The 13,951-nt window shown below is 56.7% G+C and carries 11 protein-coding genes; 10 read left to right on the top strand and 1 reads right to left on the bottom strand.

Translation table 11 applies throughout. The annotated features are described in order from the left end of the window. Positions 1–2: 2 nt before the first annotated feature. Positions 3–1,034: a LacI family DNA-binding transcriptional regulator gene (locus tag ACR0DJ_RS10825; RefSeq protein WP_425079639.1), complete on the bottom strand. Its 1,032-nt coding sequence runs from the start codon at positions 1,032–1,034 to the stop codon at positions 3–5. Between the two features lie 220 nt (positions 1,035–1,254). On the opposite strand from ACR0DJ_RS10825, the gene ACR0DJ_RS10820 reads away from it, so the two are divergent. From ACR0DJ_RS10820 to ACR0DJ_RS10775, 10 genes are all read left to right on the top strand, one after another. After that, a complete protein-coding gene (locus ACR0DJ_RS10820; protein ID WP_257600998.1) occupies positions 1,255–2,613 on the top strand; it encodes an ABC transporter substrate-binding protein in 1,359 nt (452 codons plus the stop codon). A 55-nt stretch (positions 2,614–2,668) separates the two neighbouring features. Then, entirely contained in the window at positions 2,669–3,676 is a 1,008-nt protein-coding gene (locus tag ACR0DJ_RS10815; protein WP_480684927.1) for a carbohydrate ABC transporter permease, read from the top strand. Positions 3,677–3,679: 3 nt separating this feature from the next. Then, positions 3,680–4,828: a carbohydrate ABC transporter permease gene (locus tag ACR0DJ_RS10810; protein ID WP_152460245.1), complete on the top strand. Its 1,149-nt coding sequence runs from the start codon at positions 3,680–3,682 to the stop codon at positions 4,826–4,828. 9 nt (positions 4,829–4,837) lie between these two features. Next, positions 4,838–6,493, top strand: a complete 1,656-nt coding sequence (locus ACR0DJ_RS10805; protein WP_480684926.1) for an alpha-glucosidase — start codon at positions 4,838–4,840, stop codon at positions 6,491–6,493. Between the two features lie 3 nt (positions 6,494–6,496). Continuing rightward, positions 6,497–7,579: an ABC transporter ATP-binding protein gene (locus tag ACR0DJ_RS10800; RefSeq protein ID WP_480684925.1), complete on the top strand. Its 1,083-nt coding sequence runs from the start codon at positions 6,497–6,499 to the stop codon at positions 7,577–7,579. Between the two features lie 71 nt (positions 7,580–7,650). Further along, entirely contained in the window at positions 7,651–8,400 is a 750-nt protein-coding gene (locus ACR0DJ_RS10795; RefSeq protein ID WP_480684924.1) for a sugar phosphate isomerase/epimerase family protein, read from the top strand. After that, complete coding sequence (locus ACR0DJ_RS10790) at positions 8,400–9,446, top strand: LacI family DNA-binding transcriptional regulator (protein WP_480684923.1); 1,047 nt, start codon at positions 8,400–8,402, stop codon at positions 9,444–9,446. The genes ACR0DJ_RS10795 and ACR0DJ_RS10790 overlap by 1 nt, the downstream gene beginning before the upstream one ends. A gap of 22 nt (positions 9,447–9,468) precedes the next feature. Beyond that, entirely contained in the window at positions 9,469–10,218 is a 750-nt protein-coding gene (locus ACR0DJ_RS10785) for a basic amino acid ABC transporter substrate-binding protein (RefSeq protein WP_257600993.1), read from the top strand. Positions 10,219–10,282: 64 nt separating this feature from the next. Then, the gene (locus ACR0DJ_RS10780; protein ID WP_425079634.1) at positions 10,283–11,929 is read left to right on the top strand and encodes an amino acid ABC transporter permease; all 1,647 of its coding nucleotides are present in this window, start codon (positions 10,283–10,285) and stop codon (positions 11,927–11,929) included. Next, complete coding sequence (locus tag ACR0DJ_RS10775; protein ID WP_480684922.1) at positions 11,926–13,890, top strand: beta-galactosidase; 1,965 nt, start codon at positions 11,926–11,928, stop codon at positions 13,888–13,890. Before ACR0DJ_RS10780 ends, ACR0DJ_RS10775 begins: the two co-directional genes overlap by 4 nt. The last annotated feature ends 61 nt before the right edge of the window (positions 13,891–13,951 follow it).

Raw genomic sequence — 13,951 nt, 5'->3', positions numbered from 1 at the left:
GGTTACAACCTGTTGGGCGCAGGGCCGGTTGACCTGCCAACGACCAACTCGGCCTCCAGCAGCCTCGTTTTGACGGGATCATTCGGAGATTTGATGCGCTGGATCAACATGTCAGCCGCCATTTCACCTGCCTGCCGGACGGACGAGCGCGTTGCGGTGAAAATCGGAACATCCTGTCCGTTCTTCAAATAGGACAGGTCGTCGTCATGGGCGATCACTGATACATCCGCACCCATCTCAAGCCCGTTTTCGGACAGAGCGCGCCGCACACCGATGGCGGATATCATCGACGAACACAGAATCGCAGTCGGAGGGGTGTCCAGGCGCAACATGTTCTGCGTTTCGTGATGGCCGTAAACCTCTGTCATTTCAGCGCTGCGCATCAGATTTGCATCGGGCGCCAGCCCGGCCTGCCCAAGCGCCTCAAGATATCCGTCGCGACGACGTTGGGCGAAGTCCATATCTTCCAGACCGTTGATCAGAGCGATACGGCGATGGCCAAGGTCAATCAGAAAGCGCGTGGCGCGCAGGAACGAACTTTTGTTGTTCACGTCGATCCAGTCATACTGAGCGTCGACGCCGGTCGACCGTCCATGCACGATGAATGGGACGCTCATACGGGTCAGGACTTCGATACGTGGTTCGTTCACTTTGGGGCCTTGCAGCACGACTCCGTCCACCGCGCCGCGCTGAAAAAGACTCCGATACGCTTCCTCAATCGAGGTGTCGTCGGCGTTGGTGAACATCATGTCATAGCCATGTTCGGCATATTTTTTTGCGGCACCGGCGACGAAATCCCCGAAGATCGGGTTGACCATTTCATGTTGGGACGAGCTGGGAATGACGTGGCCGATCACCATCGATCGTCCGGTCGCAAGCCCTTTGGCGCGACTGTTCGGCCGGTACCCGTGTTTGTGCGCCGCGGCTTGAACGCGCGCACGTGTGTCCTCGCTCACTTCGGGGTACCCGTTCAGCGCCCGGCTGACCGTAGTTTGCGAAAGGCCCAGAACTTCCGAGAGCTGCTTCAGGTTCATTTTACGATTCAAAGCGCCTTCAATTGAGTGGCTCTTTCTTGTTTTGTGAGCAAATGCAGCATCCGTCAACTTGTTTTGCGTGGAAAGCAGAAAATCTAAATAATTCTGGCTCCGGAAAGCAAAACATTGACAGGGTGCCAATGTTAGCGGATAACACGGGCTATCCAAAGCGCTTTGAAAGCGAGTCTTTGAATACATGAAAGCTTGGGAGGAGGATTTGATGAAACACGGGCTTTACGCAGGTGCGGCGGCACTCGCCCTGATGGCCGGATCAGTTCAGGCAGAGGGTGAGATGATCCATGCCGTCGGCGAGGGCAGTTTTGACTGGGATGGGTTTCAGGCCTTTGCCGAAGCAAATGATCTGTCCGGCGAAAGCCTGACCATTTTCGGCCCCTGGCTGGCTGGCGAGGGCAAGTCTTTCGAGAACCTCGTGGCCTATTTCGACGAAGCAACAGGTGCGAATTCCAGCTATGTGGGCTCGGACTCTCTGGAACAGCAAATCCTTATTGATGCAGCCGCAGGTTCCGCTCCGAACCTGACTGTTTTCCCGCAGCCCGGTCTGGCGGCAAACCTCGCCAAGCAGGGGTATCTGACACCTTTGGCCGAAGGTACTGCGGACTGGATCAGGGAGAACTTCGCTGCCGGTCAGTCCTGGGTGGATCTGGGAACGTTTGAGAACGCTGAAGGGGCTGACGATTTTTACGGGTTCTTCTTCAATGTGAACGTCAAATCTCTGGTTTGGTACGTGCCCGAAAACTTCGAAGACTTTGGGTATGAAGTGCCCGAAACCATGGAAGAGTTCAAAGCTCTGATGGATCAGATGGTCGAAGACGGTGAGACGCCCTTGTGCGTTGGTCTGGCCTCGGGTGGCGCAACGGGTTGGCCCGCAACGGATTGGGTCGAGGATCTTATGCTGCGCACGCAACCGCCAGAAGTCTATGACCAATGGGTTTCCAACGAGATCAAGTTCGATGATCCCCGCGTCATAGCCGCGATTGAGGAATATGGCAGCTTTACCCGCAATGACGACTATGTGGTGGGTGATGCAGACGACACGGCGGCAATTGATTTCCGTGACAGCCCCAAAGGTCTTTTCGATAGCCCGCCGGCCTGCATGATGCATCGTCAGGCTTCGTTTATTCCCGCCTATTTTCCGGAGGGCACGGAATTGGGGGTGGATGCTGACTTCTTCTATTTCCCGGCTTACGCCGAAAAAGACCTGGGTACACCGGTGCTTGGGGCCGGGACATTGTTCACGATCACCAACCCAAATCCCGCGGCCGAAGCCTTTCTTGAGTTCCTCAAGACACCTTTCGCTCATGAGATCATGATGTCGCAGGATGGTTTCCTGACGCCCCACCTTGGTGCAAACCCGGATAACTACTCGAATGATTCACAGCGCGGACAGGGCGAAATTCTGACCAACGCTACGACCTTCCGCTTTGACGGGTCCGACCTGATGCCGGGTGCGGTTGGGGCAGGTACTTTCTGGACCGGGATGGTCGACTACTCTTCGGGTGCAAAAGATGCAGCCACCGTGGCCAGTGAAATCCAGGCATCCTGGGACGCAGCCAAGTGACCAACTTATGGGGCGGTCCCAGGGCCGCCCCACTTGCCAAACGGATGGGCGCACCATGACACCCGCACTTCAAGGCCTGCTGACGATCGCCATCGGCGTGTCGGGTTGCGTGGGCTACTTCTATCTTTCCAACCAGTTTCTGGACAAAATCCTGTTTCCGCCGCGCGGTCCGAATGCGGGCCGAAACATCAACCGCGCGAACTTGATCCGTCCATGGTTGTTCCTGTTCCCGGCGCTTGCCGCGCTGGGGCTTTATCTGGCGTATCCGGTGGTCGAAACCTTGCGCCTTTCACTGACGGAGCGCGTGCCCGGTGGCGGATACCGATGGGTTGGCCTGGACAATTATACCCAAATGGCGGCTGAGCCGAAGTTTTGGGAAGCCATGCGCAACAACATGTTCTGGCTGATCGTCGTGCCGGCCATGTCAACGGCTTTTGGTCTTCTCGTGGCGCAACTGACCGACCGAATCCGTTGGGGGAACTTTGCGAAATCCTTGATTTTCATGCCGATGGCTATTTCATTTGTTGGTGCATCGGTGATCTGGAAACTGGTTTATGACGCGCGACCAGCTGAACAAGACCAGATAGGAATCCTGAACGCGCTGTACATCTTCTTCGGCGGCAGTGAACCCAACACGTGGTTAACAATTCCATTCTGGAACAGTTTCTTTCTGATGGTTGTCCTGATCTGGATTCAGACGGGTTTCGCCATGGTGATCCTGTCGGCGGCCTTGCGCGGTATTCCCGAAGAAACCATCGAGGCGGCCATCTTGGACGGGGCCAATCCCTTTCAGATCTTTTTCAAGATCAAGGTGCCGCAGATCAAAACCACAATCCTTGTTGTTTGGACGACGATCACGATCACCGTTCTCAAAGTGTTCGACATCGTCTTTGCAATGACCAATGGCCAGTGGGAGACGCAGGTGCTGGCAAACTACATGTATGACAAGCTTTTCCGCGCCAATGACTGGGGTGTCGGATCGGCCTCGGCCATGGTGATCATGCTGCTTGTTGCACCGATCCTCGTCTGGAACGTGCGCAACGCGCGCAAAGAGATGGAGTAAGCCATGAGCGATATCGCCGGAACCAAACCCGCGCTCAGATGGGTGGTGCATCTGTCAGTCGTCTTTCTTGTGACCCTTTGGGTCATCCCCACGCTTGGCTTGCTGATTTCGTCTTTTCGGACGGCAGATCAGATATCGTCCAGCGGCTGGTGGCGGTCGCTGTTTCCCTCCGAGCAAAATTTGACCCTTCGCAGTGCCGCGCCCGATACGCAGGTGCTGGAAAACGGAGTGTATGTCATTCAGGGGGCGTTGTTCGGCGAAGATGAGCAAGCAACGATTTCCAGATGGGGTATCAGTTCGCGCGAGGTAGATGCATTTGAACCGGGCCAAACAGCAGAACTGCGCCGAGGTGGTACGATCACGGTGGATGCGGCCGGCAACTACCGGATGGAAAACACCGAGGAGTTCACCGGAAAACGTGGCGTGCGCATCTTTGTTACGGCCGAATTGCCGCCCGAGTTCACCTTGGAAAACTACCAAAAGGTTCTTCTGGATCAAAGCAGTACGGACAGCATGGCCAAGGCGTTCTTCAACACGCTGACCGTAACCATCCCGGCGACCATAATTCCGATTTTGGTTGCCGCCTTTGCAGCTTATGCACTGGCGTGGATGGATTTCCCCGGACGCGCCTTGCTGATCGCGGCTGTTGTTGGCCTTTTGGTCGTGCCGCTTCAATTGGCCTTGATCCCGTTGCTGAAATTTCACCTCAATATCGGGATCGGCAAGGGCTATCTGGGTGTCTGGCTTGCGCATACAGGGTTTGGGATGCCCCTGGCGATTTACCTGCTGCGCAACTACATGGCCGGATTGCCACGAGATCTGATCGAAAACGCCCGCGTCGACGGTGCCACCGAGTTTCAGATCTTCACCAAACTGATCCTGCCACTCAGCTTCCCGGCGCTGGCGTCTTTCGCGATCTTCCAGTTCCTGTGGACATGGAATGACCTGCTTGTCGCCAAGGTTTTCCTGATCGACGCGACCGGCCAGACAACCGTGATGACGAACCGCATCGTCGAGCTGCTGGGTACGCGTGGCGGCAACTGGGAAATCCTTGCGACCGCTGCCTTTGTCTCGATCTTCGTGCCGCTGGTCGTCTTCTTCGCAATGCAAAAATACCTGGTCCGCGGCCTGTTGGCCGGATCTGTCAAATAGAGGCGTCTGATGAACGTGCAGAACAACCTTGAACAATGCAAAGCAACGAAACTGTCTTCGGACTGGTGGCGCGGGGGGGTGATCTATCAGATCTACCCACGCAGTTTTCAGGACAGCAACGGGGATGGGATCGGCGATCTGAGGGGCATCACTGCGCGACTGGATTACATCACCTCGCTGGGCGTTGATGCGATCTGGATCTCGCCGTTTTTCAAATCGCCGATGAAGGATTTTGGCTACGATGTCAGTGATTACCGCGATGTCGATCCCATGTTCGGGTCGTTGGCGGATTTCAAAGCGCTTCTGGATCAGGCCCATGCGAAGGGTCTGAGGATCATGATTGATCTGGTTCTGTCGCATACATCCGATCAGCACCCTTGGTTCAGCGAAAGCCGCAGCAGTCGGGAGAACCCGAAATCCGACTGGTATGTTTGGGCGGACCCCAAACCGGATGGCACGCCCCCGAACAACTGGCTTTCGATCTTCGGCGGCTCGGCCTGGCAATGGGATGCCCGACGCCTGCAATATTATCTGCACAATTTCCTTACATCGCAGCCGGATCTGAATTTCCACTGTCCGGCTGTTCAGGATGCGTTGCTGGACGTGGCGCGGTTCTGGCTTGATCTGGGGGTGGATGGCTTTCGGCTGGATACCATCAATTTCTATTTCCACGACAAGGCGCTGCGCGACAATCCCGCGCTGCCGATGGATCAACGCAACGCCACGATCGCGCCGGCCGTGAACCCCTACAACCATCAGGACCACCTGTTTTCGAAAAGCCAGCCCGAGAACATCGCCTTCCTCGAAAGATTGCGGGCTTTGACGGATGAATATGAAGACCGGGCTTGCCTGGGAGAGGTCGGAGATGCGCAGCGTGGGCTCGAGATTATGGGGGAATACACATCCGGGGATAAGCGGATGCACATGTGCTATGCCTTCGAGTTCCTGGAAAAACGTGCTTTGACTGCCACTTACACCAAGCACGTTTTCGACCAGCTGGAAGCGAAGGCAGGGGACGCGTGGCCATGTTGGGCATTTTCCAACCACGACGTGCAGCGTCACGTCTCGCGCTGGAATTTGGATGACGCGGCAGCCCGACAGCTCGCGGTTCTGATGATGTGCCTGCGTGGCTCGGCCTGCCTCTATCAGGGCGAAGAGCTGGGCCTGCACGAAGCGGATGTGCCGTGCGAGAAACTGCAAGACCCCTATGGCATCGAGTTCTGGCCCGAGTACAAGGGCCGCGACGGCTGCCGCACACCGATGGTTTGGGCGGCACAAGATGAACAATCGGGTTTCAGCACCGCAGAACCCTGGCTGCCGGTAAGCGCACAGCAGGCCGGGCAAGCGGTAGACCGATTGGAGGTGGATCCAAACTCGATGCTGAACCACTACCGTCGCGCCATTGCCTTGCGGCATGCGCATCCTGCTTTGGCATTGGGGGCGCAGACCGGCATGGCAGAAACGGGCTCGGTTCTGTCTTTTGTACGTGAGGATTCGCACGAGCAGATTTTCTGCGCGTTCAATCTGGGTGCGGATACTGCCGCGTTGAAGCTGCCCGAAGGCAGTTGGCAGGTCATGGGTCAGGACCTGGGCGGTGTCGAAGGAAGCGGCAACGTTGTCCTGAACGCGGCGCAGTTCATCCTGATGTATAGGAAAAAGGGATAACGCATGTCTGAACTCAACCTAACGGATGTCGCCAAATCCTATGGCCCTGTCGATGTTTTGAAGAACATCAACCTCGACATCGAACAAGGCGAACTGATCGTTTTTGTCGGTCCTTCCGGATGCGGCAAGTCCACCCTGTTGCGGATGATCGCCGGATTGGAGAAGATTACAGGCGGCACGCTGGAAATAGAAGGGCAGGTCATGAACGATGTTCCGCCTGCACAGCGGGGCATCGCGATGGTGTTTCAAAGCTACGCCTTGTATCCCCACATGACCGTACGCGAGAACATGGCCTTTGCCCTGAAAATTGCAAAAATGCCCGCGGCCGAGATTGATGCTGCCGTAGATCGTGCCGCTCAGATCCTTCAGTTGGAACCATTCCTGGACCGCCTGCCAAAAGCTCTTTCCGGGGGGCAACGTCAACGGGTTGCCATCGGGCGCGCGATTGTACGTGACCCAAAGGTGTATCTGTTCGACGAACCGCTCTCGAACCTCGACGCGGCACTTCGGGTGGCCACGCGGATCGAGATCGCGCGTCTGAAAGAGGCCATGCCTGACAGCACCATGATCTACGTGACCCACGATCAGGTCGAGGCCATGACCCTGGCCAGTCGGATCGTGGTGTTGGCCAACAAGGGCATCGCGCAGGTCGGGACACCGCTTGAACTGTATGAGGCGCCTGACAACGAGTTTGTTGCGCAGTTCATCGGTTCGCCGTCCATGAACCTGTTGTCCGGCACAATCACCGGAACCGGCGAAACGACCACCGTTGAACTGTCATCAGGCGGGATTGCAAGATCCGCGGTTCCAACTGAAGACAATGACCTTGGGAAAAAGGTCAATATCGGGGTGCGCCCCGAAGATTTGGCGATGACGGAAGACTCCGCGATTCTGTCCGGCAAGGTGGATTTCACCGAAGCCCTGGGCGAAGTCACGCTGCTGTATTTTGAGAAAACCGATGGTGCGGATGCAGTCATTGCAAAGCTGCCGGGGGTTCAGCGGAACCTGCGCGGCCAGACGGTCTCGGTCACGGCCTCACCGGACAAGGTGCATCTGTTCCACAATGGATTGTCCATGCGCAAATAGCAGCGAAACGCAGTTCTTGACAGAATTGCGTTTTGTGTTTCACCATAATTGAAACGTTTCAATGGTGAAAAATGCGGGTATCGGCGCAGCTTTACACGGTTCGGCAATACGGTGACCTCTCGGACCAACTGAAGTTGGTTTCCGCTTGCGGGTTTTCGGATATCGAAACTACCGGTCTGCATGACATGACACCACAAGAGATGGCACGCATCGTCCATCAATCAGGTCTTAACCTTCGTTCTGCACATTTTGATTGGGAGGAGTTCAACGAGCGTTTCGACGACATCGTTGAAGTACTGCACCTTTTGGAATGCCAGGTGGCGGTCATGCCTTGGCTGGCGCCACAGGCGCGGCCCGGCACTGTCGAGGGATGGAAGGCAGTGTCGGGCCAGTTGTCCGATTGGGCAGATCAACTTGGAGATCACGGCGTCAGTTTGGCCTATCACAACCACGACTTTGATCTGTTCGGCGCGCCGGGAAAAACACCTCTTGAACTGATTCTGGCGCAAGAAAACATCTATTGGCAGCCCGATATCGGTTGGATTGTCGCGGCCGGTCAGGACGTGGCTGACCTGCTGGTGCGCCATGCGGATCGCATCCTGTCGGTTCACGCAAAGGACGTGGATCCGCAGGGCGGATCAGGCGACAGGCGCTGGCGCAATCCGGGTGAGGGTGTTGTCGATTGGGACGCCACGATACGAGCCCTTTCAAGCACCAAGTGCACCGACCTTTTCGTCGAGCATGATGAAACCGTCGATCACAGGCGCACCTTGCAAATGGGGCGGTTGTTTTTGACTGAACGGCTTGGGGGTATCGGCTGATGGCGCGGGCAACGATCAAATCGATCGCCCGTATGACAGGCTATTCAGTAGGCACGGTTTCAAACGCCCTGCGCGGCGCTTCGTCGGTTAAACGGGAAACGCGGGAAGAGATCCAAAAGGCGGCGTCCGAGCTTGGGTATCGGGTCAATCTGGACGGCCTGAAACTGCGCACCAATAAATCCTACAGGATTGCTGTATTGGTCAGTGTTTCGGGCAGTGCCGCTGAAGAGTGGGAAGGTGTGGAGTTTACCCGGATTCTGGCCGGAATATCCGACGCGGTTCAAGGGTCACGTTATGAGTTGAGTGTCTTCAGCGTACGAGATGTTGAAGCCGCATTGCAGACCCTACATTCCATTGTGCAGGAAGGGTTGGCAGACGGTGTGGTCTTTTCCGGTACACGGGTGAATGACCCGCGTATCGCCTATCTGCAAGATGAGGGTTTTCCGTTTGTCACGTACGGGATGAGTGACAGTGCCCAACCACATCCTTACGTGGATCTCGACAGTCAGGCCGCTGCTTTTGATGCAACCGCTCGACTGCTGGCATTGGGGCACAGGCGGATCGCGCTTATCAATCCGCCGGATGGCCTGATCTACGCCCGTCAACGTCTCCAGGGATACTCAGACGCTCTGTCGGCAGGTGGCATGGAGTTTGATCCGGCCCTTGTTTTTCCCGGCCCGACCACGGCGAAGACCGGGCAAAGGGCGTTTGCGGCGCTGATGCGAATGCACAACCGGCCAAGCGCCATTATTTGCGCGAACGAGGCGATGACCCTTGGCGCCTTGTCCGCCGCCGCCGACATGGGCGTTAAAATCGGCAGGGATGTCGTCGTCATTTCCAATGACGATCTGAAACTCAGCCAGTATTTCGTCCCCCCGCCCAGCACCTATTATTTGCCGATAGGCGAGACCAGCCGCCTGCTGGGGGAATTCATGCTAAAAGCATTGAACGGCGTTGATCCGTCCGAAACGCAAAAAAAGATCAGGGCCAGATTGATCGAGCGGCAACCTGACACCCCGGCGCCGGGTATGGCGCAGACCAACTGAGCCAACAGAGGAGAAACCGAACATGTTCAAAAACCTATTTGCCGCTGCAACGCTTGCAATGCTGACAGCGCCTGCGGCTTTTGCCGCCGATCTGGAAGGTCGCGTGCTCAAGATCGGAACGGATGCAACCTATCCCCCGATGGAAACCGTCGACGAAGCAACCGGTGAAATCGTAGGCTTTGATGTCGACGTGATGAACGCAATCTGTGAAAAGATCAATTGCGTTCCGAATTTCGTAAATACCGCCTGGGACGGCATCTTTGCGGCGCTTCAGCAGGGTGAATTCGATCTGGTCATCTCGGGCGTATCGATCACGCCCGAGCGTGAACAGACTATGGACTTCTCCGAACCTTACATCGTTGTCAGTCAGGCCATTTTGCTGCAAGTCGACAACGCGGATATGACGCTTGAGGATTTCAAAGCGGGTGGCCAGAAACTGGCGGCACAAACCGCGACGACCAACGCCCAACTGGCGGAAGAGCTTGTGGGGCGCGAGAATGTCAGCCTCTACGACAACTTCTCGGCGGCTATTCTGGCGCTTCAGAACGCAGACGTGCAAGGGGTGATCATCGATGGCACCTCTGCCGCGGCCTACGAGCAGGAGTTTGCCGGAGAACTGACCGTGGGCATCACAGGCCTGCAATCGGATCCATTGGGTATCGTGTTTCAGGAAGGTGACCCGACGGTGGATGCAATCAATGCCGGTCTCGCCGCCATTCAGGAAGACGGCACGCTGGACACGCTGAAAGCCAAATACTGGGGCACAAACTGATCCTTCAAGCCCTTCTGGGCCCGGCGGCTGACGTTGCCGGGCCATGTTTCAGCGGAGAAGTTCCATGTCGCGTCTCAGCACGATCCGCCCGAGCAACCTTGTGTTGCTCGCAGCCGCCCCTTTCATCATCTATCTGTTCGCCACGTCCTCGAAATACCTGCGATCTCTGATTGCAATTCTGGGGATCGGCAACAATGCAGGGCCTGTTTTCGTCGGATTTCTGCTGATCGTCTCGGTTGCAATCCTTGGATATCTCTGCGCCCGGCACGCACGTTTTACCAATCATGCCCCCGGCTGGTTGCGGGTTTCGGCCCTTGCGGCGCTGCCTGCATCAATTGCGCTTTTGGTCTCAAGCTTCGTATCTCCACAGCTTTTGATGCCCTTCGCGGAATCCGTTTTCTTTCATGCACTCAGCGAGAACACATCAACCCTGATCGACCGGTCCAGTCAGACCTGGGTGTTGTATCCCGAAGTCGTGACCCAGGTTCAAACAGGTCTGCAAGTTCTTCTGGCCGCATACACAGCCGTTGTCGCCTTGAGCCTGATGTCAGCGGGTTTGCAACCCCCTTGGCGCGGGCACGTTCTACTGGGGCTGGAATGCCTTACAGGTGCGGTTTTGTTTTATCTGATGTTCATGGCCCACTGGCAGTTCGCGACCGGCGTTGCCATTACGTTCCGCGCAGCCATCTTCGCTTATATCTTCTCGGCCATTCTGGGTCTGATCTGGGTGGGGCTGCAATCGTTCAAACCACGAGCGCGTACCACGATACTGTATGGTTCCATCAGCCTGACATTGCTTGCAATATCCGCCTTTTTCTTCATGCAGCCACAGGTCAGTTACGTTCTGGTCGGAAGCACCGAAGGGCGCATCGCCATTGTGCGCGGCACGCCACAGGCGCAGGCTGACATCATCCGGTTCGGCGAGTTCGACGGTGCCGGCGACCAGCAATACCGCATACGCAGCGCCACTGATCCTGCCGCAGCTTTGGAGCAGATAGAAACCGTCGAAAGCGTGTCCGGAGCGTTTGTTCCCGTGGATTCTCATTCACAAGGCTATCCGGTTCTGTGGCAGACCAGTTTCTTGCCTGACAAATACCGGAATCCCGCGCTGGCCTTCGCCGTTTTTGGCTTTTTGCTGCTGACGCTGACCATCGGCGGCGCACAGCACAAGCTGCATCCCTTGGCGGTCGGGGCTGAATTCTTCGTGGACACGATACGCGGTATTCCGATGCTGGTGATCATCCTTTACATCGGCCTGCCCTTGGCGGGCGCGGTCAAAGAGGCCACTGGGGGCGGCATTGATATGACCAACATGACACGCGGGATCATCGCGATTTCCGTCGGGTACTCGGCCTATATGGCCGAAATCTTCCGATCGGGGATTGAGGCTATTCCTAAAGGGCAACTGGAAGCCGGCAGTTCCCTGGGTTTGACCCGCTGGCAGACAGCGCGGTTGATCGTTCTGCCTCAGGCCTTGCGGATCGTAACTCCACCTCTGGGAAATGAGTTTATCGCGATGATCAAGGATACCTCGTTGCTGTCCATCCTGTCCGTTCGCGACATGACCCAAAGGATGCGAGAGTTTCAGGCAGCAAGCTTTCTGCCCTTTGCGCCGTTCAACACGGCGGCAATTTTGTACGTGGTGCTCACCCTCGGTTGCGCAAGCTTCCTGAAGTGGATCGAACGGCGCACGGCAAAGGACAACCGATGAGCAAGCTGGAGCTTGGGGTTTGTTACTACCCCGAACAATGGGACCCGTCCCAGTGGCGCAGTGACGCCGCGCGGATGGCCGAGATGGGTTTGGATTGGGTTCGGATCGCCGAGTTCTCCTGGGGTCTGATTGAACCGGCACGCGGTCGGTTTCGCTGGGACTGGCTGGATGACGTCATCGAGATTCTGGGGCAGGCCGGCCTGCGGGTCATGATGTCGACTCCAACGGCTGCGCCACCCAAATGGCTGATTGATGAGCACCCCGAAATTCTGCCGGTTGGCCCGGACGGCCGGGTCCGGGGCTATGGGTCGCGCAGGCATTATTGTTTTGCCAGTGACGTATACCTGGCCGAGGCGCAAAGGATCGCGACGGAATATGCCAGCCGATATGGCCAGAACCCGCATGTCCATGCCTGGCAAATCGACAATGAGTACAACGACCACGACACCGTTCTCAGCTATTCCGATGCTGCGCGGTCTGGCTTTCGGCGCTGGCTGGCACAACGATACGGCACAATCGACGCACTGAACGAGGTCTGGGGGACCGTGTTTTGGGGGACCTGCTATTCCGGCTTTGACCAGATTGAACTGCCCAACGGTTTGGTCGCCACACCCAACCCCACTCATGCCCTTGATTTCAGACGCTATTCCTCGGATCGGGTGCGGTTGTTCAACAAGGCTCAGGTGGACGTGCTGCGAAAACATGCGCCGGGTCGAGATATCACGCACAACTTCATGGCCGGCAGTTTCGAATTCGATCACCACGCAGTGGCCGCCGATCTGGATATCGTCGGCTTTGACAGCTACCCGCTGGGCAATCTGATGGGATCAACCCTGTCAGAGACAGAAAAGCGCCGCTATCTGCGAACCGGCGCGCCTGACTATCAGGGGTTTCATTGCGACCTGTATCGCAGTCAGGGGCGGGGGCGGGTATGGGTGTTGGAACAGCAGCCGGGGCCGGTGGACTGGGCGGCTCAGAATCCTTCTCCGGCCGAAGGGATGGTTCGGCTTTGGACCTGGGCCGCTTATGCCCACGGCGCGCAAGCTGTGATGTTCTTTCGATGGCGACAGGCAAAGTTCGCGCAGGAACAATACCATACGGCCTTGCTGCGCTCGGATGACAGTGTGGATCAAGCCGCGCTTGAGCTGGTTCAGGTCGTGAAGGAACGCGAAAACCTCCCGCCGACGACGCGCGGAAAAGCCTCGGTGGCGATGATGCTGGATTACGCTTCGATCTGGGCGGCCGATATCCTGCCGCATGATGATGACTTCCCCAATTCCCAAATCTTCCGCGAATGGTACACCGCCTTGCGCAGTCTGGGGGTGGACATTGATTTTGTTGGTCCCAAGGATGGTTTGGAAGGTTACGCCCTGATCGTGCTGCCGCAAAGCATGATCGTGACCCCGGATCTGGCCGCAAGACTTGATGCTTCGGGGGCAAAGCTATTGATTGGTGCCCGGTCCGGCAGCAAGACAGCTCAAATGCACACCCCTTCAAATCTGGCGCCGGGTGTGTTGGCGGATCTGACCGGCGTCCGAGTTGCCCGTGTCGAATCGCTCCCGGATATTGCGAGAGATTCTGTGCAGTTGCAAAACGGTCAGATTTTTGGCTTTGGTGGGTGGCGCGAAATCGTCGAGACCGAGGCAAATGTCCTGGCGCGCTTCAATAGTGCCTATTGCGACGGCAGCCCAGCGGTCGTCCGGTCGGATCGTGCAACATATCTGGCCATGGTCCCCAGCGGTGCGCTCTTGCACGAGATTATGCGCGATGTCCTGGAATGGGCAGGGCTGAAACCTCTGGACTGCGATCCAGACTTACGCGTAACCCGGCGCGGTACGTTGCATTTTGCCTTCAATTTTGGTGACATGTCCAAACCCCTGCCTGGCGGTGGATCACGACGCATGCTGCTTGGCTCCGATCCGGTCTGTGCATACGATTTCACTGTCTGGGAGGAAAACTAACGCCTTGAAATTCAACCAAAACGTGTCAAGACTCAAAACTGGACATAAGAATTCCGCAAAC

Source organism: Ruegeria sp. BF10 (genome assembly GCF_056538725.1).
Note: the sequence above shows the minus strand (reverse complement) of the source record. Positions and strands in the feature narration are given on the sequence as shown.